The organism is Planctomicrobium limosum, from assembly GCF_051465645.1.
Lineage (GTDB): Bacteria > Planctomycetota > Planctomycetia > Planctomycetales > Planctomycetaceae > Planctomicrobium.
The window spans coordinates 537,057-562,500 of the sequence record NZ_CP195790.1 but is presented as its reverse complement, the minus strand read 5'-3'; the positions used below and the strand labels follow the sequence as shown (position 1 = coordinate 562,500).

Here is a 25,444-nt window from a genome sequence, read left to right as displayed (position 1 = left end):
CGCAGCGATCGGTTCACAGGACTCTCGTGCGAATCACAATGCGACCGTAATGTCGGCAGCGGATGACCGCTTGATTGCCACGGAAATTTACCCGTTGGCTGCGGCGCGGTGCTCGTCACGCAAGTCGCGAATTCGATCGTGGGCAGATTTCACCTGAGCAAACTGGTGAAGCAAAACGTCGTTCACAGCACTTCCTTCGGTGACCTTCAGGGAGTGTTCATACGCTTCCTTGATGAGGTCTTCACCGTGTTCCAGATCGGAGAGCACTGTGAGCAGATTGTTGGTGGTGAGTGCTTCGCGAATATTCATCCACCCGCGATGAAGCGATGCCGCCAGTGTTCCACGCATCGACGGCGTGCGATGGTTCATCTGAACATAACCTGAAAGCTGATGAGCCTGTTCGTCTCGCTGTTGAGCAAGTGCTTCGAACATTGAGTGCAATGTCATGTCTTCAATTGCACCAGCGGCATGATGAAAGCCGTCCCGGCTATCGATGTTTATTTGGATTAATTCCTCCAATTGATTGATCGTTTCCTTACAAAGATTCGTTGTTGTTTCCAGTGGCATGATTCATTTCCTTATTCGTCTGATTTTTGCTTCTGCACCTATGCAACAAGGCCACTGGATCTAACAAGGCAATTACGATGCCAACTCCTTAACTTGCCAGTAATGGAAACGCTGCACATTCCACCATGTGAACTGCCTTATTCACGAGTCGCAGACTTACAGCAACTAGACTCATTTTTCGGAACTCCCTGAACAGAAAAGGGACTGGTTTCCGAACGCTCCAAGAATCAGCGTCTCAAGATGATGCAATTCACAGATTCGGAACTTCGCTACTTGCTTGATCACGCATTTTGAGACTCAGTGTTCCGCGATCACATCGCATGCCGAACACTCAGTTTTGAGCACTCAGTGTTGATCAAATTGTAGAAACCTATCGCTCATAAGTTCACGACGTCAGGTGTGTTAAAAGCAAGCCGAGATCCCGGTATCAGGGACAATCGGAGAGAAATAGAGGAGGGGACCATGGAACTCGATCTCACTCGTATCAATGACTTCCAGGTGGTAATGGGTTCAAAGGCCGCCACGCGAGCAAAGCGTAAGCTGACAAAGGCAGAGGAACTGGCGATTCTGAAGCGAATTCGTGCGCTGGCACTCGCGCTCGACAACCGGTTTGTCATTCCCGGAACTTCGATTCGCGTCGGCTGGGACGCAATTATCGGGATGATTCCCGGGATCGGCGAAGTCGCAACTGGTGCGTTATCAGCCTATGTGGTTTATCTCGCACTGCAACTGGACGTTCCTCGTTCAGCGATTCGCCAGATGCTGCTGAACATCCTTGTCGATGTTTCTGCTGGCTCAATTCCTGTGGTTGGAGACCTGTTTGACGTCGCCTGGCGCGCCAATTTAAGAAATGTGAAACTCTTGGAACGACATCTGCATGAACGTCATTCAAAAGGTGAATTCGGGCCAACTCACTAAAGCTGATTCGGGCTGTGATTTCGCCACTCAGCAGAATCCCGGACATCTGGACTTCTGAAGTGAGTATTGGGTCTGGAAATATGTTGTTCGCAATTCGCAGTCAATACCATGACCGCATTGAAGAATGCTGCTAGATGTGTTTCTGAATGCGTAAGTGCGGATTCCCCCTACATCAATGACTCGATGTGAAGTGCACGCAGGAGAAATGAGATGAGTACTATTTCCGCAATGGTCGCCTGGATTTTTTTCGGAATCTTTGTTGGACTGATTGCTCGGATGGTCATGCCCGGCGAGCAAAAGATGGGTTGGATGGCAACCATGGTCCTGGGGATTGTGGGATCATTTGCTGGGGGCTTTCTCACATCGCTTGTTCGAGGAGGAGACCTTCTTCAGCCAGCAAACATGTTGATGTCGGTGCTTGGCGCGATCATCGTCCTCTTCTTGTCCGCTGCGGCAAGTAAGAAGTCGCCGCAAATGTAGCGTCAACGGCGATCACCAGAGTCAACGAACGCTCGGAACCTAAGAGTTCACACCTACAGCAAGTGCATGATGAATGCACTGTGGGGGAGCCGCCACGAGGTCAACTTGATCCCGTGGCGGCCTTTTTATTTATTGCTCAGAGCATTCCATTTCACCTCGTACCCACAATCTGTAATATCCGATAAGCCAATCATTGAAACATTCCAGAAGAGTGACTCGCTGGATTCTCTCGAAGTAAACCCATTTGGACCTATTGGGCTTCATGCAATTTCCAATCGCATCTGAATCCAATTGCAACCGCAGCTCACACACGAGGGATGACGATGGAAATCTGTCTTTCGATTGCAACTATGATTGTGATCACCGTCTCATTCGGAATTGTGATTGATTTAATCTATCGCCTCTTCAATCCAGCAGTGGAGAAGCAAAGCTGGCTCAAACGTGTCACTTCAATAATCTGGGGAAGCTTATACGGCCTGTTCAGTGGAATATTGGTGGGAACCATTTTCCTCACCGTTGTCATTTGTCTCGCGTTCGTTCTGACAAGTGTCTTCCTCTATCTGATCAACGGGGAAATCGCTGACTTCAGCGTTCTCGGATCATCGACGTTGTTCGAAATTTTCAATCCGTCGAAGTGGTGGGTGAGCCATCCGCTGCGCATGTTGACAGTTCTCTTTTTTGCTACGGTGATTGCAGTCTGTCTGGGGAAGTTCAAGCTCGGTTACCAAGAAAGTAAAGAGTGCTCGAATAGTGTAGATCAGAACTCTGGTAGTAGGGCATCGATTTGATTTGCAGAGTGACAGAACTCTCCGAGCACAAAAAATGCCGTAGCGAGATCATCATGACCTCACTACGGCATTTGCTCTTCATCCGATTGAGTTTGAACCTACTCAGCACCGCTCTCTGGCAAGACTCATCAATTGTGCACGCTTGAGAAACGTCATTGGGAAGGTTTACTGAATCGGTCGGACCAAAACGCGGAGTCGTTTCAGGGAATAACTATTTGCGTTTGGCGTGAAGGTCCAGTCCCGTTGCTCGCCGGGGCTGTTCCCGATGCCGATGTTGGCGTTGGGGCCTGACTTCCAGGCGTTGATCGCAAACAAGGTCTGCTTCGCTTTGTAATTGTGAACCTGCATCGAGCCATAGCCATCGACCGGCGCAGAGTAGGTGTCACCAAAATCGTAGATCGTTGCGGATGCTCCGGGGACGTTGGCGCCATTCGCAGCCCCATAGTTATGCGGCCAAAACTCGATGTTTCCCCCATCCGAATCGACGACATTTTCAATCCCTGCGACGTTGGAAACAACTGTCAGCTTCTCCACCAGCTGTTGAAAAACTGCCTTTGATTCGACTGTTGGAATTCCAATCTTGCTCGCGTCTTTGGTGAACGCGTTCATCGAAGCATAAACAAATTGTGGCGGCGCTGAGCCTGTCTGCAGTTCCAGCAGATACGCGACGCGGTCGAATGCTCCATTGAGCTGGCCTCGGTGATCCTCATCGTAGGCAATGGTTGGCCCCAACTTCTGCAGATCGATATCGAGTGCCAATTTATAGTTCTTGGCTTCTTCAATCTGTGGAAGGAAGTTCACTTTGGGAACGTCACCAGCCCGAAATGCTGATGTCGGGAGCTTGGCTCCATTCATCAGGTTTGGTTCCGCCTGCTTATGCCAGGCGAATCGCACTGCGGTTGGTTGCGTCACTCCAGAGGCCGTTAATACGACAGTATCGCCATTGATGGTGGCATCTGCTTTTGTCCACCCGACACCTGGGCCAATGATCTCGAACCAGTTCAATGGTTTCCCATCTCGAGACTGCAAACCGCCAGCTGTATTTTCGAACGTGACGATCAGCTTTTCGCCCTTTGGAGTGACTGATTTGAATGTCGCCCCGGTAGCGACGACGTCTGCTTTCCCATAGTTATTCTTCAACGCCAGGAAAGCCAGTCGCAGACCGACATCCTGCTTGTTAGGTGGATGAATGTCGCCCAATGTCGCGATATCAGAAATGACGGCCATGCCGGTTTGCGGAAGTTCCGCTGATGCTGCTTGAGCTTCCCAGAACTCTGCGAGAACGTGATCAGCATGCCCATAATTGTATGGAGCAATTTGCACAAAGTAGAACGGGAAGTCTCCCTGTCCCCAAATTTTCCGCCAACCTTCGATCAGCGCCTGCATCTTTGCTCGATAAAGCATTCCTTCGGAGGAGTTTGATTCCCCTTGATACCAGATGGCTCCACGAATCGGCCAACCGACGAGAGGGTGAATCATCGCGTTGTAGAGTGCAGTCGGTTCGCCAACTGCTGAGTAGAGTTTCAGCTCAGCAGGGAAGGCTGGGGCAGCAGTCGCTTCTTTACCTGCCTCGGCAGTGGCCTTCGCGTTCTTCAACCAGTCTTCAGATGCTTTCAGGTAAGCTTGAAACGCTTTCTTGTAAGCAGGGCTGTCTGGATTGCGGCGTGCGACTTCGTCAGCGATTCCTTTCAACTCCGCAACACCTGCAAACCCGACTGGTGGAACCCATGGTTCGATACGCGTTCCGCCCCAGGAAGAATTGATCAACCCGATGGGGACATTGAGTTCCTGCTGAAGCTTACGGGCCATGAAGTAGCCGACGGCGGTGAACTTCGCGACAGTCTCTGGAGAGCAGACTTCCCATTTGCCTTCGACATCATTTCGAGGAACACCAGAGGTGATTCGCGGAATTTTGACATGGCGAATGAGAGGATGATTTCCTGCAGCAATTTCTTCTGCTGGGTTCGAGCTTCTGTCGACAGTCCATTCCATATTCGACTGACCGGAACAGAGCCACACGTCGCCAATCAGAATATCGTCGAAGCTGAGCTTGTTCTTTCCGCTCACGGTCAATTTCACCGGCTCGCGACTCGCAGAACGAGCAGGGAACGACAATCGCCATTCGCCTTTTTCATTTGCTTTCGCAGTGGCGGTGTCCGTTCCGAGCGTGGCAGTGATACTCTCGCCGGGGTCTGCCCAGCCCCAAAGAGGAATCGGAAGCTCGCGTTGCAGCACCATATGGCTGTTCATGAACTGCGGAAGCCGAACATCCGCAGTCGCAGTTTGACCAAGGTTCAACGCGAAGAGCGCCGCAAACCAGTATCTCAACACTTGAATCCGCATAGACCTTCCTCCAGTCGTGTCAGCAAACTTTGATACGTGCAAGTTATACGGCAATGACTGAGGGACAGCGAGTCTCGCTTGTTAAGAATTCTTGCGAGATGACGAGGTGTAGATGAATCCGCATCGAGAAGAATGAATGTCTTTCTCCGCATTGAAACCAGACTGGTTGTCTGTGATGATGCGACCGTCCTAAGCTCGATTCCGCAGCACGTCGATTCCGGCTCAACAATTTCTCGCTGAACCGACTCAGATTTCCCTGCCATCATGAAAAAGAAAAAGGCCGACTGGTTCCTGATCGGCATGGTGATCGCTGTCATTCTGGCCTGGTTGTTTCCAGAGCCGGGTGCCGACGGCGGGTGGCTGCATCCCGAGTTAATCACCAACGGCGGTGTCGCGCTGATCTTCTTCCTGCACGGAGTCGGCATCTCGTTTCCAGCGATGCGCGCCGGAATGATGCAGTGGAAGCTGCACTTGCTGATACAGTCGTGTGTCTTCTTGCTATTCCCGATCGTCGGAACGGCGATCTATTTCTCAACTGCAAATCAACTCCCTGTCGATCTGCGAATCGGCATTCTTTATCTCTGCGCGTTGCCTTCAACGGTTTCGACATCCGTCGCATTAACTGCCATTGCCAAAGGGAACGTCCCTGCTGCAGTCTTTAACGCAACGATCTCCAGTCTGCTCGGCATTCTCTTCACTCCGCTCTGGATGAGCATCGCGGCCGATACATCCGCCGCCTCCGGTTCAATGGGCTCGGTGATGTTGAATCTGTGCATGTGGCTTGTTCTTCCCCTCGTCGTCGGACAACTCTCACGCCCCTGGCTTGGCGATTGGGTCAAACGGCACAAGCCGTTCGTCAGCACTGTCGACCGGACTACAATCCTCCTCCTCGTCTACACTTCCTTCTGCGACTCATTTGTGATGGAAGTCTGGACGAAAAACGGACTGCTTCCCGTGATGGTGACATTCCCATTGTCGGTTGCTCTGTTTTACAGCATCTTCTGGTCAGTCAGCGGGATCTGTTCGACGCTGCACCTGAGCCGCGAAGACAAGATCACCGCAGTCCTGTGCGGGTCGAAAAAGTCGCTCGCGACCGGAATTCCCATGGCCCAACTGATGTTCGGATCTCATCCCGGGCTGGGATTGATTCTGCTTCCGATCATGATTTACCACCCACTTCAGCTGATCATTTGCGGGGTGCTCGCGAATCGCTGGGGCACAGAGGCAACGCCCCCTCAACCTGCTGAATCGACGCCTGCGAATGCGTGATGTCCTCTGAATCGAATTTCAGAATTCAGATGCGGACTCGACGAAGAATCCTGTGACGAACACATTGTTCGCAAGGTCAGTCTTCTTCTATTCTCCTCGCACATTGTCCTGTGACACTCCTGTTTCGCGCTTGAAACAGACATATCTGCCTTCATGATAAGTGAAAGGGCAGCGCCACAGCGGATCGATCATTCGGACGGCCGTTTTCATTTTCCACTCATCACACGTAAAGAGTCTTCCACATGAACGAGAAATCGCGTTTTCCAAATATCAATCCAACTAAAGTCGGTTGGTCACTGCTGGACGAATTCAAAGCCTTCGCGTTCAAAGGGAATGTCGTCGATCTCGCAGTCGGGGTGATCATTGGCGGTGCCTTCGGGGGGATCGTCAGTTCGCTGGTCAAGAACATCATTATGCCGCTGATCAGCTCTGTCACTCCTCAGACTGGGGGGTATGAAAAATGGGCTCCAGCATTCAACGGGCACCCCATTCCAGTTGGTCTGTTTCTTGCTGATGTCCTGAACTTCGTGATAGTGGCCTTCGCGCTGTTCATCTTCATCAAGAAGTTTCTGGGATGGATCATGAAGAGTCGCACAGAAGCTCCGAAGGAACCAGAGGCTCCAGCTCCGTTGACCAAAGATCAGGAATTGCTCATTCAGATCCGTGACCTCCTGACGCAGCAAGCGAAACACTAAGAAGACAGTGACGTCTCTCTCGAACATCGCACGCCAACTGCCGATTCGCATGCAAACAGTGCACTGATCGAGATCATCAGACGAACCAGTTGGCGAATGCGGTTCCTTTTTCAGTGAATTGCATTCGTCAAAGCTGGCAACCGGTGAGCTGCAGAAGTTAACGATAATCTGCCGCAGCTAAATACAGCTGTCAATTATCGTTAACAAACGCCCTTCTAAGTGAGGGGAACAAGTCGGTCGCCCCACCTTACCGATTTCCATTCTTTTGCATCATTCTCCACGCGCCGCACGTTTAAAACAGACCGAGTTTGGATTAAAAAGCCGTGAATTCTGGGAACGCCTCCTGACACCGGTTGTCATTCTGGTCCAGACCAGATTAGGATCTCTACGAACAGGTCCTTCTCAACGAGGGCTCCCAACCGCTTTTTATTCTCTCGGCAAGTCCTTCTTGCAAAGACGAATTGATCGTCTCCGACAAACCTTTGCTGCTGTGACCTCTGCAGCAGCACCGTTCACTTCATTCTTCAATTGACGACCTGCCATGATTCGCCAAATCGCTCTGTCGTTTCCTGCATTGCTTTTCATCTTGACTTCCGTTGCTTTCGCTCAGGGAAACAAGAACGTACTTCCTCAATTTCCTGCTCCATTTCAGGGACGAGTCGAAGAGACGTTGAAGGGGTCAATTCCTGATTACCCTCAGCTTCCCGAAGCTCCGGAAAATGCTCCCAACATCCTCCTCATTCTGCTGGATGATGTCGGTTTCGGAATGACGACCCCATTTGGCGGGCCAGTTCCGACTCCCAATCTGGCCAAGCTGTCTGCGAATGGACTGAGATATAGTCGATTCCATACGACCGGACTGTGCTCTCCGACTCGTGCGGCGTTACTGACCGGTCGGAATCATCACACGGTCAACTCTGGTGTCATTACCGAAATGGCCACCGGGTTCCCTGGCTACACAGGCATCATTCCGCGCGAAGCTGCCACTATCGCCCAGATCCTGCAGGGGAATGGTTACGCAACAGCCTGCTTTGGAAAATGGCACAACACTCCGGAATCAGAGATCAGTCCCGCAGGCCCGTTTGATCGCTGGCCGTCCGGACTCGGCTTCGGTTACTTCTATGGCTTCAATCAGGGCGAAGCGAATCAGTACTCCCCAACGCTGTACCGCAATTCGTCACCGGTCTCACAGCCAAAATCCGCAGCAGAGGGATATCACCTCACAACGGATCTGACCAACGAAACAATCGCCTGGATTCACAACACAAAAGCAGCGAAACCGAATCGCCCTTGGTTCACTTATTTCGCACCGGGAGCATGTCACGCCCCGCACCATGCTCCAGCAGAGTGGCGAGAGAAGTTCAAAGGGGAATTCGAGTTTGGCTGGGATCGCCTTCGCAGGTTGACGTTCTCACGCCAGCGTCAACAGGGCATCATTCCAAGCGATTCCGTTGCAACTCTTCGCCCTTCCGAAATCGCTTCTTGGGATGATCTGTCGGCAGACGCGAAGAAAGTTGCGTCGAGACTCATGGAGAACTATGCCGCATTCATGGCGCACACCGATCACGAGATCGGCCGCCTGATCACTTCACTCGAAGAATCCGGAGAGATTGAAAACACTCTGATCCTTTTCGTCGTCGGCGACAACGGAGCCAGCGGAGAAGGGGGACAGGAAGGGACTTTCAACGACCTCGCAAGTCTGTCTGGATTCAACCCTGGCGCAGCAGGTGTCGGCGATCGCCTCGATCAGATCGGCGCCCCGGGCTCTGCACCACAAATTCCGGTCGGCTGGGCCTGGGCGATGAACACTCCGTTCAAATGGACCAAGCAGATTGCCAGCCATTTTGGTGCGACACGCAATCCATTGATCGTCCACTGGCCAAAAGGGATCAAGACCAAGGGAGAGATCCGCACACAGTTCCATCACGTCATCGATATCGCTCCTACGATCCTCGATGCAGCTGGAATCACCCCGCCAACTCAGGTCAATGGAGCCGAGCAGATCCCGATCGAAGGGGTCAGTATGCGATATTCCTTTGACGACAAAACGGCGAAGGAGCAGCGACAGTCACAGTACTTTGAGATCATGGGAAATCGGGCCATGTATCACGATGGCTGGATCGCCAGTGCGCGTCACGGCCTGCCATGGGAAACAAACGGGAACAGCAACCGCTTCGACAATGATCGCTGGGAACTTTACGACCTGAGTAAAGACTTCACTCAGTTCAATGACGTTGCTGCCAGAAACCCACAGAAGCTCGATGAGCTCAAGAAGCTCTTTCATGAAGAAGCAAAACGCTGCAATATCTTCCCACTGGATGATCGACTGACACCCCGCTTCGATCCCCGACTTCGGGCAAAGCCACCTTTCCGCTCAACTTGGACTTACTACGGAAATGACGTCAGCATTCCAGAGGCTGTTGGTCCCTTTATCACGCCAATTTCGCATCAGGCAACGGTCAATCTCACGATCCCTGAAGGCGGCGCAGAAGGAGTCATCGCATGTGTTGGCGGAGAAACAGGCGGATGGTCGCTCTTCGTTAAAGATGGCAAACTGAATTACGTTTTCAACTTCTATGGATTCGAAACCTTCACATACGAATCCCCATCTGCATTGCCGACCGGAGGTCCGGTGGCAATTGCCATCGATTTCAAGGCGACAAATTTTCAGCCTTCAGCGGCCGTCACAGAAGGGGGAGTCATGACCTTCAGCATCAACGACAGTCCGGCTGGCGAACTGACACTCACCAAGTCGACCTATCGCCACGGGTTGGAGCCATTTGAAGTCGGGCGAGATTCCATTACGCCTGTCACACCCATCTACGCAGAGAATGGAACGTTTCCGTTCACGGGAACGATTCACAAGATTGAATTCAAAGTCAATCTTCCGCAGATCTTTTAGACCGGTTCTGTCTCTCATATGGCCGCGCAGCAGTCTTCTCGATAGGAGAAAGACTGCTGCGTGCGAGTCGCAAAAGACAATTTCAGGGGACACACGAAAGCTGTGTCACTGCTGAACACCGGGAAGAGTTATCGCAAAGTCCGCAGCGATTGAGCATTGCAGAATGGGTCCGGCAAGTCGCATTATTAAGTGACTTGCGACTCACACCTTTGGCAGTGTGTTGCCGTGCGTAGACTAGAGCAATTTGCATTTTAACTTCCCCTGTATCCGCAACTCAGGAAATAGTTTCGGCATTCATTGGGAGTGAAGGTTTCGATGAGGGCTCCGATTCGCTTCCAGAGGTTCTCAATGGTCCGTTCGGCGAATTTGCGGAGGAGTGCTTTCAGCTTCGAGAACGCTTTCTCAATCGGATTGAAATCCGGTGAATAAGGCGGCAGATAAAAGACGCTGGCCCCGACCGCTTCAATGGCTTGAATGACTTCTGGCTGTTTGTGACAAGGGAGATTGTCCAGCACCACAATCTCTTTGCGATTCAATGTCGGAACCAGACACTGCTGGATGTACGCCAGAAATGATTCCCGATTCATGGGGCCATCCAGCACCATGGGGGCCGTCACGCCGGTGCAGCGGAGTGCGGCAATGAATGTGATCGTTTTCCAGTGCCCATGTGGCACCTGACTGCGGACACGTTCCGACTTGTTCCCCCAACCGTAAAGTCGGGCCATCTTCGTGTTGGCCCCGGTTTCATCGAGAAAGATGAGCCTCTGCTGGGGCTTGGGGCGAACCAGAATCCCCCACCAGCGACGCTTCTCTTTCACGTCAGGACGTTGCTGTTCTGAGGCGTGCAGAACTTTTTTTGAGCCGGATTCCCCAACGACGCAAGGTGCGACTCAATGCTGAAACAGAGATGGCCAACCCTAACTGATCAATCAGGGACTGCAACGTCAGGCTGGAATTGTCTGCAATGGCCTGCCTGATGTCCGCTTGACGATGGGCGACTTTGGATTTTCGCCCCACTCCAGCACGGATCGGTTCGAGAGATCCGGTTTTCTGACGATGGTGAATTAGGCTCCAAACTGTTTTCCGGTCGACCCGATACGTGCGAGCCACCTGAGACTGACTGACACCCTGGTCAATCGCTTCCAGTATCCGACGCCGCAAATCGACGGAGAGTGCATTCGACATAATGGTCCTCCATGACGCGACACACTCTCCCAAATTCGACACATCATGTGGAGATCAATTTGCAAAATGCTCTAGCACTGCTCGTGCCATTTCACTCACCCTGCGATCTCACCTGCAACACTGCTCCGACAGCGCCAGCATACTGGACTTCTTGCATTGGGGCAGAACAGGGGAGCAGCAGCCCCCGTTCAACAGAGCGGCTTTCTCCCCCCCAATTCTGGTCTTACCAGCTGTCTAACCGCTTCGAAGCAGTTAAACGATGATGTCCTTCACGACGTTCCCAGAAACGTTCGTCAGTCGGAAATCGCGACCACCGTAGCGGTAGGTCAATTTCGTGTGATCCAGTCCCAGCAGGTGGAGAATGGTGGCGTGGAAGTCATGCAATGGAATCGCACCTTCGATCGCCTGATGTCCCAGCTCATCGGTCTGCCCGTAGATCAGGCCTGAGCGGACACCGCCGCCAGCCATGAACCCGGTAAACCCTTTTGAATTGTGGTCGCGACCGAGTGATTCTTTCCCAGAGAGAATCTGCGTTTCTGGAAGACGACCGAACTCCCCTGTCCAGATCACCAGCGTATCGTCGAGCAGTCCGCGCTGATCCAGATCGCTCAAAAGAGCAGCAACAGGTTTATCGATTGTTGTGGCCTTATCTTTGAACTTGTCGAGATTACTGTGATGGTCCCAGCCACTCGACATCACTTCAACAAATCGAACGCCCGACTCGACGAGGCGACGAGCCAATAGGCACTGCCTCGCGAAATCGTCCGTTGGCTTCTGGTCAACACCGTACATTTCCAGTGTTTCTTTGGTTTCACGGGACAGGTCGAGGACATCCGGAACAGCTCGCTGCATCCGCTCGCCGAGTGCAAGAGAGTCCATGACTCCCTGAACTTCATCCGACTGCCCGCGCAGTTGCTCGTTCAATGACTGAGTGAGACGCAGTGTCTCACGGTCAATCTCGGAGGTGAGTCCCAAGGTCGGCTGCAAGTTATAGATGGATGCCTTCTTGATGTCCTGATGTTCCCAGCCCAGTCTGGTCGCCTGAAAGGTGCTCGGGAGAAAGGCACTGCCGAAATTGGAAGGACCGCCGAACGTACGTGTCGGCTTGATAGTGAAGTTTCCAGGCAGGTCCTGATTTTCTGTTCCCAGTCCATAGGCAATCCAGGAGCCCAGGGAAGGGCGAACAAACTGAAAATCGCCTGTGTGCAGCAGCGGGATCGCGGTTTCATGTCCATTGCTGCCCGTCTGCATCCCATGCAGCATGCAGATACGGTCCACCTGAGTGGCAATATGTGGAAACGCCTCGGAAACCCACATCCCGCTTTCCCCATATTGGGCGAAATTCAGCTGGGGACCAAGCAGTTTCCCTTTCTTGGGGCCGTCCTTGCCGTCCCGCTTCTTCAACTCCGGCTTATAGGAGAATGACTCGAACTGCGACGGACCACCGTTGATGAACAGAAAGATGACCCGTTTCGCCTTGGGGATAAAATTCGGCTGACGGGGGGCCATCATGTCAGCGTGCCCCATGCGTGGCATTAACCCGGTCAGCATGAGTGAGCCGAGTCCGAATGAACCGACTTTGAGCAAATCACGCCGTGAAAAATTCAGCTGTGAAAAATTGCTGCTCATGACTGCGAACTCCTGAACTGAAATTTCGGGAACGGTCGAAAGCTTCTGGTCTGACGATGAGGTCGAAGCCAGAAGCCTTTCTGTATTAAACCGCTTTGCCAGTAACTGTGTGTAATGCTCGACAGTGGCCGGTGCGACCAGTCGCCGGCAATTAAGGGATATCGACGAGATACCGGAACTCAGCCGTGCTGAACATCACCTGAAACCAGGCAGCCCAAGCATTGACGTTGGCCTGTTCATCGTCAGGTTTGGATTGCCTGACTTTTTCAACGAGCTGCACGACGCCGGCACGTTGTTCCTCAGTCAATTGCCTTGCGAATGCCCACTGTGCAGCGAGATCCGCCCGTTGCTCGTCTGTTGTGACTTCCGCCACTGCCAGCAATCGGCGAGCAGCGTGTCGCGATTGATCCGTCACAAATGCGGAGTTTCGGAGATAAAGTGCCTGCGATGGAACATTCGTTACACTGCGTTGTCCCGAGACGAGACTCGGAGACGGGAAGTCGAACAGGTCAAAGATTTCCGGCACATAATCGCGAACAATCGGAAGATAGACGCTGCGGTGATTGCTAGGCGGCTGAATCTTTTCCAGAGGAATTTCCCGCGCCAGCTGATCTCCCAGGCCGGTGACAGTCGACCCAACAGGTCGATTCAGATCCAACTGGCCGCTGACAGCGAGAATGGAATCGCGAATCGTCTCTGCTTCCAGTCGCCGCGGCGCGGCGCGCCACAGATATTGACTGTTAGGGTCAATTTTCATGCCTGCTTCGGTACGTTCACTGCTCAGCTGATAGGTCCGAGAGAGCATGATGGTTCGAATGGCTTTCTTGACAGACCAGCCTTGTTCCATGAACTGCAAAGCCAGATGGTCCAGCAGTTCAGGGTGAGTTGGTTCCTTGCCGAGAATCCCAAAGTTATCCGTCGTCGCGACCAGGCCTCGTCCAAACAGGTGGCTCCAGATGCGGTTTACATGGACGCGGGCTGTCAGTGGATTTTCCGAGTTGGCAATCCATTCAGCCAGTTCCAGACGACCGCTGCGGGTTTTGTCTATTTCTTTCTGCTGGGACACTTTGATCGCGCTCAGAAATCCTCGTGGGACCCGTTCTCCACGTTGGCTAGGACTGCCCCGAATTGCGATGGTCGTATCGTCCGGCTTCGCTTTGTCTCTAGCACTCATGGCATACTGCGGCCGTGGAGGCGCTGCCTTCTTGAGATCTGCAACCTTGGTTTCAAGAGTGGTCACTTCAGCTTTTAATGTGACAGCCTGTTCAGTCGCAGTCTTCAGTGCGGCGATGGCCTCATCGAGTGCAGCAGTGGCTTCCGGCTTAGGGCCTTCAACCTGTTCGGTTGTCTGTGCCTGAACCAGTTTGTCTGCTTCTTCCTTCTTCGCAGTAGCAGCCTTTTCGGCTTCCGTTGCTTTCGTATGTTCTGCACGTTTGGCGGTCAGGTCCTTATCTGCCTGATCGACAATCTTCTGGTGTTCTACGACCTTGGCATGCATTTCCGCAGCGTTAGGTCCAATCGGCAGCAGATCTGTGGGGAAGTTGCTGTACTTCTGTTTGATCGTCCCATACAGCGGCTCAGTACTTAGAAAAATTCCGGCCAGTGCGTAGTAATCTTTCGTCGGGATGGGGTCAAACTTGTGGTCGTGACAACGTGAGCAGTTGACCGTCAGTGCCTGCGTCGACCGGAAGATGGTGTCGATCTGGTCGTCCACGATATCCAGTTGGAAGGTTGCTCCGCCGGTATGACGCTTCACACCAAACGACAGCATGCTTGGTGCGATCAGTCTGGCCTCAATCACCTCTGGAGTATCAGACTCGCTGCGGGGAAGCAGATCCCCGGCAATCTGCTCCTTAATAAAGAGGTCATAAGGCTTGTCCTGATTGACCGAATCGATCACATAATTGCGATACGGCCACGCATGCGGATAAGTGAAGTTGAACTCCAGTCCGCTCGATTCCGCGAAGCGGACGCTGTCGAGCCAGTGCCTTCCCCAACGTTCGCCGAATTGAGGCGAGCCCAACAATCGATCGATCACCGTTTCGAGTGCAGTGGGGGACTGATCGGCAAGAAACTGGTCGACTTCCGCTGGCGTCGGAGGAATGCCGATCAGGTCGAAATAGACACGTCTAATGAGCGTGCGTCGGCCAGCGTCAGAGACCGGAACGAGCCCGTTCTGCTCCATTTTGGCCAGAACAAACTGGTCAATCGCTCCTCGCGGCCAGTCCTTCTGTTTTACTTCCGGTGGGGTGACGGCTTGAGGAGGCTGCAAAGACCAATGTTTCAGTGCAGCTTCAAAGCGATCTTCGCGGGCGGTTTTCCCTGTTGCCTGACGGCTATCTGGAGCCCCGAGTCGAATCCACTCCTCAACTGCGGAAATCTGTTCATCGCTCAGTTTGCCATCGGGAGGCATCGCTGAGACACCAGATTCGTGGCGGAGCATTCGAACCAGAAGACTCTTCTTCGGATCGTGCGCGATAATGACAACCCCGGATTCGCCCCCTCTGAGCATGCCTACTGGCGAGTCGAGTTCCAGTCCCCCAGAGATCTCCGCAGAATCTTTTGCGTGACACTCATAGCATGACTTTGTCAGAATCGGCAGGATCTGTTTTTCGAACAGTTCCCGCCCTTTTGAGCCGGCTTCTTCCGCCTTGTCATCGGCACTCAGTGACAGGACTGGCACGAAGAGAAAGGCAAGCAGTAAGAAGGAAGAGACTGAGATGCGATTCATCGACCTGTCCTTCTCGAACATCGTTTTTTTACAAGGCGGGGAGGGCGACGAGTCTGTCTAGACAGATCGCCTTTTCAGGCTGGGGTGATTCGGGGAGTCACACCATAACGACTGCATCAAATTCAGGTCAAACGACAATAGGGCTGGCAGGAAATGCAGGGTTGCTGGTGGGGGCGTCGATTTTGAATTCTGCTTGAATTCCAGATCGGGACGCAATCCATCAAAATCCAATTGTATGTCAGCGAAAGAGGATTCGGAAGCGAAAACGCGCGAAAAATCGAGTCGCAGTCTGTTCCGGAGTAACAGCAGAAGCTGTCGATAATCCGCAAAGCTGCTATCGTGAAATCTTCCTGCTCCAGTCAGTCAGCTTCCTCCAGTTTGCTTTCTGCGGAGAAGGGTGATCCTGCAGGTGATAGCGATTTTAAGAATAAGAGTGATTACGCAGCCGAACCTGCGGAAGGTCTTGTCCTCAAATGAAGAACGGGACGCAAACCAGCACTGGCCTGCACCCCGTCTTCTTCAATCCATTGCAAATCAGAACCGTCATCTCTTGTGTATCGCGACCACACAATCGATGACGGGAGATTACTTGGCCGGTGACTTCAAGTAGGTTGAGTCCAACTTGCCGCAAGACCAAAGCAATCCGCGAGTAACGAGATCCAGATAACGTGGGTCAGAAACCGTTGCGTTATTGTGGCCCAGAGTCGTTCCGAAGACTTTGGCTTTCTCATTATAGGTATTCGTCCAGGCGATCACGGTCGTTGTCGAAGTTTCCTTACCTTCTTTGTTCTTCGTGACCTGATGCCCGGTGGCCAGCGCTTTGGCAGTGTCCATCAGCTTGCCTGCACTGTTGTTATAAAGTTCCTCGTTGGTAGTGGTCCAATCGGAGATCCCTTTGGTGATCGGGTGCTCAGCTTCGGTGAAACTGATGTCGATTGGAACCTGTGGCCCGTGACCAGTCGTCTGCAGTCCGGTGAACTCGAACCATGGAGTCACACCTGGGAATCCTTCACTGCGAAATGAATGCATCGCACAGTGAAGCACAACAGCAGGCAGGCCGTCGCGATGCGGGTCCAGAATGCGGTTGATCACATCCAGATCTTTGACATCGGCAGTACATTCGTCGTGAATAACTGCGTCGAACCCTTTCGCCCAGTCCGGCTTTTCATACACCGGGTTCAGATGCTTGGTCGTCTTGTCGGGATCATAAGCAACTGTGATTTCCACATGTGCCCGATCCATAATCCCCTTTTTCAGGATGTCTTTCTGGGCGTCGTAATCGTGGCAGCATCCCCCGAGAACAAGCAACACCTTCAATGGCTTGACCGCAGGATCAGCAGCATGCCCGACACTTCCGGCGAGCACTGGAATCATCGCCGCACAACACAACGTCAAGATGCGGCCGATCGACAGGGCACCTGTTCCGCGCAAGATAGAAACCAACATGAAAACAGCTCCCTTGTTCAATTCCTGCAGATGAATTCATCCATTCCAAACGCCACCTGAGTATTGAGTTTCGCGAATTTCGCAAGGACTCTCGCTCACCGGCGGTCGGATCAGATTGAATCCTGCCCATTTATGAACAGAACTGCAAGTGTTCTTGCATACTGGTCTGCTCGCGGTTTTCACTTTCGACAGGAAAGACCGTTCAGCACGAAGACAACTGACCCAGATTTTCACCACAAGAGCCGGTTCCTCAGCGATAATAAGTCAGCGGTTTATCTCGCTGCATCAAAAAAAGTAAGGCGACTCAGAGGTCTCTGAATCGCCTTGCTCAGTTTCAGTTAATGGCAGATCAAGAATCAGGCTGCTTCTGCTTTTTCCATCTCGGAGACCGCCATTCCCGATGTCAATGTGGCCTGAATCAACAAACCTCGAACGACGGAATACGGCTCGAAGGAAGCAACACGAATCTCGCTCGGATGGATCGCCGTTCCGCTTAAACGAAGTGATTCAAGTACAAGAGCCGAGAACCCTGGCAGCTGTGTCGGTGCTCCGGAAATCACAATCGGCATTGGTTGGCGAGTAATCGTTTCATGGCAATGTAAGAGTTTGCGCTTCAAACCGAACCATGTCGAAAGCAGCATCTCCTGTAGAGCATCTCTCAACCAGACTTCCTGCTCAGATCGTGGGGAAGACAGGGAAACACGGCCGCTCTTCAACCAGCGATGAACTCCCTGAATATCGAGATACGAATTGCCGGCTCCATCCCAGATCAACTTCTTGTGCTCGCGAGCAAAGAGCTCAATGATTCCATCGAGCCCTCGGCGGAATCTGGCTTCCACCAGCGGTTGAGAATGATGAGTCAGGCTGAATGTTGTTGATTCCGCCCCAAAGGTCATCGAGACGCCGGTGAACTCGTCACTATCAAGTTCAGCGAGCCCCAATGCTGTCGCCGGATTCATGACGGTCGTTTTGTAACCGCGCAACTGGACGATGTGCTCCAGAAACTGACAGGTCCAGTTATCAGCGCCCTGAACTGAGGTTTCCCCACGCGGAAGCGTCATCATGCAGATGTCTTCCGCAGACTGTGCTTGCGGGAGAAGGAGATCAATCAGCCAGGCAACAACTTGTCGGCCGATCGGATCGCGGTCGCCAAGGCTTCCTTCCTGCAGAAGTGGAACCAGCGGCTTCGACAGGAGAGTTGCCATTTCGCCGGCAGCTTCTCCGACAATGACCAGTGAATCTGCCGTTAATGAGTACGAGATCTGGGATTGTTCCAGCAGACGACGATTCGGTTCTGAGTCGTCGAGAACAGTGTAGACAGCAGGCAATCGACGGGCGACCAACCGTGCACCATCACGTCGCAAGGAACGAAACTCACTGGTTCCAAGATCGAGTGCGGCAATCATCCGCGTTTCTCCGAAGCGAGGGTACGCAATGCGCGATCTAACGGGCTCATTGCGACAATTGGGGAATGATCGGGTTGAACGATGTCAAAGTCACGACTCCCTGTCGCAACAGGAACAGCGTCATCACATTGCACAGGCGTTTCCACCGGAGCAAGAACTTGATCGTATTGCGACACCGTTGATGACACGGATGGCGATTCTTCAGGAGTCGGGCAGAAGGAATCCCGCTTACACTCCATGGTTTCGGTGTTCTCAACTTGAGTTGGTACAAATGCCGCCCTGAGATTGGCTCGCAACGCCCGTTCATCAATCGATTGTCGAGTCACTTTCTCCGGGTGTCTGTCCGGGACCGAACTCTCGACAGGGAAGTGTGGAGCTGCAATCGACTCATGCGGCTGGTTCAGAATAATTCGGCGATGTCCAACGACTTGACCATGCAAAGGCCACTGCTTCGGGACAACAACCTGTTCTTCAACGACTGGCAAAGTGCGCTGTACGAGATCACTGACCGCATTTTGAAAACGGGCAGGAGGAGTCACCGGCCCTGACCTTGGGCCAACCGACGCTGTCGGATGTGTTTCTTCAGTTGAACTGAAAGCGACCGCAGTGTCCTGCATTCGGCTGTTGGTCAATTCCGCTTCGGAATCGTGTGCTCCATCAATCCGGATCACAGAGAGCTGATATTTCTTCCATGGTGCCCAGATCGAGACCATGACCAGTCCTGCGGAAACCATAAACACACAACCAAAGATCGTCGACAGGATCCCTCCCCAAGGAGAACTGGCCTTTTCAGGCGATTTGGCAGCGTGCTTCGTAAGATCCAATGACGCTCCCATCTTCTCTTGCTGATTCGCCCGTCCAGCGGCCTGTTCAGTTGCCTGTTCAGCGGCCCTTTCAGCAAAGTAGGGAGTGTGTCCACGATCCAATGTGTTCACATGAGTCGTCGCCTGAGCCATTCCCATCGCAGGCGTCACCATTCCGGAGTCATACTCAGGGCCGCCAACCATCTCACGATAGACACCGTATTGGTTCTCGGCATGAACCAGCACCATCTGCGTTGGATGGACATTCAGTTCCGAGACGATTGGCTGTCCGTATCCCTGCTGCATCTGGACTTGGCCCATCGCGGCAGCATACGGTTCTTGGTACAGATGAGCAGTGGGTGCACCGGAATCGAGTTGTGGGTCCTGTGGGTCCAATAACTCGTTCGAAAGAGATGAGACCATCGCTGGAGCTTGACCGACGTTGCCAGCAGCCGGTTGAGATGAAGGTCGGATCGTCATTGGAGGAATGAGTCCCCCGTTGGCAGAAACCTGAGGAGACGGCGGGAGTTCAAGTTCCGGCACAGCAGGTTCACTGACCGACGCCGGTGCATTGGCCGTTGCAGACTCTGAAGCTTCGGTTGCCTTCTGCTCTGTAGTCGCCTTTTCTGTGATAGGCTTTTCCACAGCAGGTTCAGTGCTGGCCGCAGCCACGGGTTCCGTTTTAGAGACTGCTGCCGCAGCGGTGCTATCGGCGGCTGGAGTGCCTGAAGCAGTCGCCGTCACCGGCATATTTGCAGTCGCGACTTCCGGCTTCTTCGCCTCTGCCCCATCCAGCAGTGGTTCGACGCTGGCTTGACCATCAGATACAGCGGCGGCTGGAGTTGCTGCGGGAGTTGTCTCCGCAACCATGACAAGTTCAGGTTTGCTTTCAGCAGGAACCACCTGAACCGTTAGAGGTTCATTCTTGGGAACGGCAGGACGCTTGAGCGCAAGCACTTCAGGCAACGCTCCAGGCATCTGCAGTGGTGTTCGGTCAATCATTTGCGGAGCAAAGAAGATAATCGTTCCCGGCAACAGACGACCTTGCGGGTCGGCAACGGGACTCACCAGTCGAGCCGTCTTCGCAACTTCAGGTGACTGCCCGAGCCGTGCGGTTAAAACAGACAATGTCTGAATTGTCGGATCGAGTGGCAGCACGACTGGACGATCCAACAATCCCACGCAAACAACAGGAATTGTGGTTGGCGGAATGGCCGCTGGAGTCGACTGCACCAGCACAATGTCACCGGACATCAACCGATTCGCCGGATCTGGCTTGGCTGGATCTAGAAAGACCTGAAATCGTAAGTTGTTGTTCCGAAGAACTCGAAGATTCAGACTCGCATTCGGTTCAAGACCACCGGCTGCAGCGATCAATTCTTCAATGGGAATCGTTGCTTCGGTTCCCTGATAGACCCCGGACTGCTTCACTCCACCTGCGATGGTGAAAACCGGGCTTGCCAACTGTCGATTCTGTGCGTCGATGACGCCCATCCGAGGAGCTTTTGGATGCGCAGGAGGCCGCGACGGAGCCTGTGCCATCAGGGCCGGTGTCCACGCACTGCACAGTACGACCGTCAGGAGAGCGAGTTGATTGGAGATTCGCCGAGCCAACATGGAAGCTCTTCGTTTCGTCTGAGTAGTTCCGCCAAATGGAGTCTCTGTCAGACAGCGAACATGATGCCTGATTCCGAACAAGGGGACGGATGAAGTCGATCAATGATCGAGAACTTCAATTCGCGCTCCTTACTCAATATCAAAATCACGAAGACCAGAGCGATGTAAACCAGTCTCTGATGACTCCCGGAGAGAGCTCAGCGGCAGAAACTGCCTCCATTCCCGTCCGGGAATCATTCAGACTGACGGTCATCCATGACCTGATCTCCTGTGCCTCCAGCAGATTACGGATAGGAACAGGTCCACACCCGCAATCAAAACAGGCGGTATCTCTTTCTACATCGGCAGGCGCTTTCACAAATATGACCGCATTTTCGAAATGTCAGGCACGTCCGGGCAAACTGCTAAAGCCGAATCAGGCGATCCAATGCAAACAATCGTCAAGCGCCGAAATTGAAACAGGCGCGCACTCCCCCAACGACTGCAAGCGACAATGCTGTGAAGAGATTGCAGAGAAAGCTGGAGGCGAGGATGGGCTCAGCCCGGTTGGGAGTCAGATTCCTCTGATTCAACCACCGATGGAACGACAACCGACAAAGCCGCAGAAACCCCTTCAGCGATATCCAGCACCGGAGCAGGGGCCTGGCGCGATTTCGCAAGATCGGCGAGTTCCACATTAAAGATCTTGATCAGTGCATACAGGCAGCAGGCAATGATCGGGCCAATAAACACCCCCCACAGTCCCAGAGCCTGAATTCCACCCAAGACACTGATGAATGCGAGAAGTGGATGCAGCTTCACATTGGAATTCAGGACGTATGTCCGGATCACATTGTCGAGGAAGCCGACGAACAGACTGCAATACAACACGAGTCCAATGCACTCAGCGACACGGCCATGCATGAACAGCCAGATCGCACAGGGGATCCAGATAATTGGTGTCCCTGCGACAGGAATCAAAGCCGCAAAAGTGGCTAACGCTCCCAGTGCAAAGAGATGCGGAAACCCCAGAAAGGCGAGCGCGGCTGTTGTCGCAATCCCTTGGCCGACCGCCGCAAGAAACGTCGCAACGACAACACCCTGAACGACTTTTGAAAACTCCATCAGCAATGAATTCTGATGAGACAGATCAACTGGAATCATCTCCTTAGAGATGCGCAGCAGATTAGGGCCATCAGAAAGGAAGTAGTACAGGGCCATTCCGTACACGATCATCCCGATCGTCATCGCGGCGATGTAGCCGGCGAATCCACTCAAGGCTCCTAATGTTGTTCCTGCCGCTCCAAGCGATTTATCCCCGATCGAAGTCAACGAATTTTTCATCCAGCCAGACATGTAGGAGGCCGCTTCGGCAACCGTCAACTGTTCATCTTCTGGTCGGAATCGATTCACGATTTCGACGCCGTATTCCGCAACCCGACGCAGTGACTTCTCATCTGCATCCGCTGCAAACGCATACAACTGCAGAGAAGCCAATGTCGTCACGACGGTCAGCGGAACCAGAAACGCAGCGAGAAGCGCGCCTGTTGTAATTCCTGCTGCCAACGGCACATTCTGTGGCATTTTCGCTAGAAAATACCGGAAAACCGGCTGGCAGATCACAGCCGTCATTGCGGCGAGAAACATCGGCATCAAGAACGGGGCGAGCACCTTAAAGAACGTGATCCCGAGTATGATAATACTCAGCAACAACGCTCCCAGGGACACCAGACGAGGCATCTTATCCATCGAATCACCCGCTCTCAGACGTGTTTGGATCCGCGAAACCAGCCACTTCCGCACACATGCCCGGCCTGCAAATCATCCAGATTGAGTAGCAGAAACATTTATCAAAATCTGCGAAGTGAAGACATCCCGACCGCAGGAAAAGTCTTGAACTCCAACCACAAACCGTGACTGAAGCGAAACGGCCCCACCTGCCACTCAGGAGCAGAATCTTCACCAGCGATTCGCTCATCTGCTGAACTAACGGCGTTTTCTGGCAACCGAATGACATAAAAAAACGCTCCAGACTCGAATGGTCTGGAGCGTTTCGTGATTCATTTCAGACAGGAATGCCAAGGGCAATTGCCTTAGGCAGCTTCTTCCTGACCTGCATCTTCGTCGTCACTGTAAACCAGTGAGAAGATGTTGTTGGCTGCTTCTTCGAGGAAGAGACGGATATTCTCGCTTTGAGTTGATCCGATCAGTGCGTCGAGACCATCCAGGATGCTATCGACTTCTTCGCTCGTAATGACTTCGTACTCTTCGTCCGCACGCTCCATGGATAATGTATTTTCCTCAGACATTTGATGATTCGCTGGCATAATTGAAGACCTCCTATGTCCAAAAATGGATTCGCGTCTCTACTTCTTTTTGCGAGACGTGGGCTTGGGAGTCGCATCCTTGCTGCTCTTCGCCTCTCCAGATTTCTTCTTTGACTTCGCGTCAAAAATCCGGCCCCATCCATCCCGAAACTTGTCGTTTGAACCTGTGTGAACTGTATAACCTGTCATGATCTCTCCTCATGGCCGCAACGCCGGTTCAACGGGCTCGGAAGAATGGAGGGCACAAGATAGCAAGACACCGCGACATTCGGCCAGAGCATTGTGCCGAGTTCTGCGATTCAATTCGCAATCGTCCGAAACTTAGGGAAACATCATCCCCATGATCGGTGATTGTCCTCCTCATTTCTTCGGATTTGTTCCTCCCCTTCATGATGCCAAATCCTGCAAATTTCCTAACCAAAGTCACTTTTGATCGAGACAGGCGTTAGATCAACACTCGCCACTGACTGCGTTTTGATTCCATTTCCAGTCCACGAAAATCGGACTCTCACATCAGGGAACGAGTGCGATTTTCATGAGACGAATCAGAAAAGCATCAGAAAATCCTCGACCACACAGCCTGTATTTTGAATACGTTGGGCGTCACCCACTGAAACTTGTTCATCTGCACCGGGAGATGCGCAGGACATGTTGATGGCTCTCCAAAAGAACAGTGTGCCTTCCTCGCTTCAAACCTGAGCTGCAGGGATCAGATTGGCCCGAATTTACGCCGGAGGGTACAGTCGCCTACAATTGAAACCGACACTACAGAAACAAACCCCGGCATTCGAGATCAGGATCACGCCTCCTCCCTGAACCACAGCGAGCTGACAGGCGTCAGAATTCCATCTCAGAGTGAATCAAGCGACCCGACCGAGTGCTGAGCAAACGCACTCCCAGTAATTCAGCCAGCGTGTTCCAGTGGAAGATTTGAAGCAATACACACAGCAAGTTGCCAGACAGGCGAAAGCTGCATCTCGTAAACTCTCCTCGATTCGTGGAGAACAGAAAAACAACTGGCTGCGACAATCCGCCGCGGCGATTCGTGCTCGATCAGCAGAACTGATTGTGGCCAACGAACTTGATCTCGCCAAAGCCCCGGAATATGGGCTGACCAGTGCCGAGACCGATCGTCTTAAATTGACACCGGAACGACTGGAAAGCATCGCCAAAGCACTTGAAGAAGTGACCGCGCTCCCTGACCCGATTGGGGAGGTCATTTCCAGCAATCCTCGACCAAACGGACTGATGGTCACACAGGTGCGTGTTCCCCTCGGAGTCGTTTTCTTCATCTTCGAGTCACGTCCTAATGTGACTGCAGACGCTGCAGCACTCTGTGTAAAAAGTGGGAACGCTGTCATTCTTCGTGGTGGAAAAGAAGCCTTTCACAGCAATCTGGCGATCTATAAGTTGCTGAAAGAAGCACTCATCGCCTGCGACCTGCCAGAGCACGCCGTACAACTGGTCGAAACCACCGACCGGGAAGCGGTCGGGCACTTCCTGACCATGAACGAGTACATCGACGTGACCATTCCTCGCGGCGGGAAGTCATTGATCGAACGTGTCTCACGCGATGCGACGATGCCTGTCATCAAGCACTTCGACGGCGTCTGCCATGTCTATGTCGACAAGTCAGCAGACCTTGAGATGGCTGAACGAATTCTGGTGAACAGCAAATGTTCCCGCACCGGCGTTTGCAATGCGGCTGAATCGCTGCTGGTGCACGTGGATGTGATGAATGAGTTTCTGCCAAGAGCAGGAGCAGCACTGAAAGCAAAGGGCGTTGAAATCCGTGGTGACGAACGGGTGCGTAAGCTCATCCCTGAAGCCATTGCGGCAACAGACGAAGACTTCCGAACCGAGTACCTTGACCTGAAAATCTCAGCCAAGGTCGTCGACAGTATTGAAGCAGCCATCGAACACATCAACGACTACGGATCACACCACACCGAGTCCATCGTGACTCGTGAGTTGAAGGCCGCACAGACGTTCACTCAGCAGATTGATTCCGCTGCGGTCATCGTCAACGCCAGCACCCGTTTTAACGACGGCGGCGAATTCGGTCTCGGAGCGGAAATCGGCATCAGCACCGACAAGTTCCATGCACGCGGCCCTTGCGGGTTGAAGGAACTGACCAGCTACAAGTATATCGCCTGGGGTGACGGTCAGATCCGAGGGTAATACCTACGGCTCGAAAGTCATTTATCAGAAACCATCGTATTCAAGCTGAAGGCTCCTCCGCTGTCACATTGCTGAGGGGCCTTCTTTCACAAAACAAATCGACTGACGGCAAACTCAAACGCAAATTACAGTACAGTGATGAAGTTCCATTCCCCATCAGACAAACACGGAATTCACC

General features: G+C 52.8%; 18 protein-coding genes. 7 read left to right on the top strand and 11 right to left on the bottom strand.

Going from position 1 to position 25,444, the window contains the following annotated elements; genetic code table 11:
- Positions 1-87: 87 nt before the first annotated feature.
- Positions 88-567 (bottom strand): PA2169 family four-helix-bundle protein, encoded by a 480-nt coding sequence (locus SH527x_RS02150; RefSeq protein ID WP_437193013.1) that lies wholly within the window; start codon positions 565-567, stop codon positions 88-90.
- Between the two features lie 462 nt (positions 568-1,029).
- On the opposite strand from SH527x_RS02150, the gene SH527x_RS02145 reads away from it, so the two are divergent.
- From SH527x_RS02145 to SH527x_RS02135, 3 genes are all read left to right on the top strand, one after another.
- Entirely contained in the window at positions 1,030-1,485 is a 456-nt protein-coding gene (locus SH527x_RS02145; RefSeq protein WP_437193012.1) for a DUF4112 domain-containing protein, read from the top strand.
- A gap of 210 nt (positions 1,486-1,695) precedes the next feature.
- Positions 1,696-1,965: a GlsB/YeaQ/YmgE family stress response membrane protein gene (locus tag SH527x_RS02140; RefSeq protein ID WP_437193011.1), complete on the top strand. Its 270-nt coding sequence runs from the start codon at positions 1,696-1,698 to the stop codon at positions 1,963-1,965.
- Between the two features lie 323 nt (positions 1,966-2,288).
- A complete protein-coding gene (locus SH527x_RS02135; RefSeq protein ID WP_437193010.1) occupies positions 2,289-2,753 on the top strand; it encodes a hypothetical protein in 465 nt (154 codons plus the stop codon).
- Between the two features lie 165 nt (positions 2,754-2,918).
- Here the strand turns inward: SH527x_RS02135 and SH527x_RS02130 are convergent, their stop codons facing one another.
- A complete protein-coding gene (locus SH527x_RS02130) occupies positions 2,919-5,096 on the bottom strand; it encodes a sialate O-acetylesterase (protein WP_437193009.1) in 2,178 nt (725 codons plus the stop codon).
- A 264-nt stretch (positions 5,097-5,360) separates the two neighbouring features.
- Between SH527x_RS02130 and SH527x_RS02125 the strand changes: the two genes are divergently transcribed.
- From SH527x_RS02125 to SH527x_RS02115, 3 genes are all read left to right on the top strand, one after another.
- On the top strand, positions 5,361-6,365 hold the full coding sequence (locus SH527x_RS02125) for a bile acid:sodium symporter family protein (protein ID WP_437193008.1): 1,005 nt from the start codon (positions 5,361-5,363) through the stop codon (positions 6,363-6,365).
- A 296-nt stretch (positions 6,366-6,661) separates the two neighbouring features.
- Positions 6,662-7,060 (top strand): large conductance mechanosensitive channel protein MscL, encoded by a 399-nt coding sequence (gene mscL, locus SH527x_RS02120; RefSeq protein ID WP_437194666.1) that lies wholly within the window; start codon positions 6,662-6,664, stop codon positions 7,058-7,060.
- 541 nt (positions 7,061-7,601) lie between these two features.
- Positions 7,602-9,962: an arylsulfatase gene (locus SH527x_RS02115; protein WP_437193007.1), complete on the top strand. Its 2,361-nt coding sequence runs from the start codon at positions 7,602-7,604 to the stop codon at positions 9,960-9,962.
- 251 nt (positions 9,963-10,213) lie between these two features.
- Here SH527x_RS02115 and SH527x_RS02110 read toward each other — a convergent pair.
- The 9 genes from SH527x_RS02110 to SH527x_RS02070 all read right to left on the bottom strand — a co-directional run bounded on the left by SH527x_RS02110 (position 10,214) and on the right by SH527x_RS02070 (position 23,274).
- Positions 10,214-11,147 (bottom strand): IS630 family transposase gene (locus SH527x_RS02110; protein ID WP_437191016.1). Its coding sequence is split into 2 segments (ribosomal slippage): positions 10,214-10,807 and positions 10,809-11,147, totalling 933 coding nucleotides; the frame shifts between segments, so codons are not numbered across the junction.
- Between the two features lie 252 nt (positions 11,148-11,399).
- Complete coding sequence (locus SH527x_RS02105) at positions 11,400-12,776, bottom strand: DUF1501 domain-containing protein (RefSeq protein ID WP_437193006.1); 1,377 nt, start codon at positions 12,774-12,776, stop codon at positions 11,400-11,402.
- A 151-nt stretch (positions 12,777-12,927) separates the two neighbouring features.
- Positions 12,928-15,507 carry a PSD1 and planctomycete cytochrome C domain-containing protein gene (locus SH527x_RS02100; protein ID WP_437193005.1) on the bottom strand — a complete coding sequence of 860 codons (2,580 nt, stop codon included), beginning with the start codon at positions 15,505-15,507 and terminating at the stop codon, positions 12,928-12,930.
- A 585-nt stretch (positions 15,508-16,092) separates the two neighbouring features.
- Positions 16,093-16,953, bottom strand: coding sequence for a ThuA domain-containing protein (locus SH527x_RS02095; protein ID WP_437193004.1), 861 nt, complete (start codon positions 16,951-16,953; stop codon positions 16,093-16,095).
- 356 nt (positions 16,954-17,309) lie between these two features.
- Entirely contained in the window at positions 17,310-18,359 is a 1,050-nt protein-coding gene (locus tag SH527x_RS02090; RefSeq protein WP_437193003.1) for a hypothetical protein, read from the bottom strand.
- Entirely contained in the window at positions 18,356-20,779 is a 2,424-nt protein-coding gene (locus tag SH527x_RS02085) for a hypothetical protein (RefSeq protein ID WP_437193002.1), read from the bottom strand. The genes SH527x_RS02090 and SH527x_RS02085 overlap by 4 nt, the downstream gene beginning before the upstream one ends.
- Positions 20,780-21,316: 537 nt before the next feature.
- The gene (locus SH527x_RS02080) at positions 21,317-22,507 is read right to left on the bottom strand and encodes an AI-2E family transporter (protein WP_437193001.1); all 1,191 of its coding nucleotides are present in this window, start codon (positions 22,505-22,507) and stop codon (positions 21,317-21,319) included.
- A gap of 344 nt (positions 22,508-22,851) precedes the next feature.
- Positions 22,852-23,067 (bottom strand): hypothetical protein, encoded by a 216-nt coding sequence (locus SH527x_RS02075; protein WP_437193000.1) that lies wholly within the window; start codon positions 23,065-23,067, stop codon positions 22,852-22,854.
- A 57-nt stretch (positions 23,068-23,124) separates the two neighbouring features.
- A complete protein-coding gene (locus tag SH527x_RS02070) occupies positions 23,125-23,274 on the bottom strand; it encodes a hypothetical protein (RefSeq protein WP_437192999.1) in 150 nt (49 codons plus the stop codon).
- Positions 23,275-24,006: 732 nt separating this feature from the next.
- On the opposite strand from SH527x_RS02070, the gene SH527x_RS02065 reads away from it, so the two are divergent.
- Positions 24,007-25,266 (top strand): glutamate-5-semialdehyde dehydrogenase, encoded by a 1,260-nt coding sequence (locus SH527x_RS02065; protein ID WP_437192998.1) that lies wholly within the window; start codon positions 24,007-24,009, stop codon positions 25,264-25,266.
- Positions 25,267-25,444 lie beyond the last annotated feature (178 nt).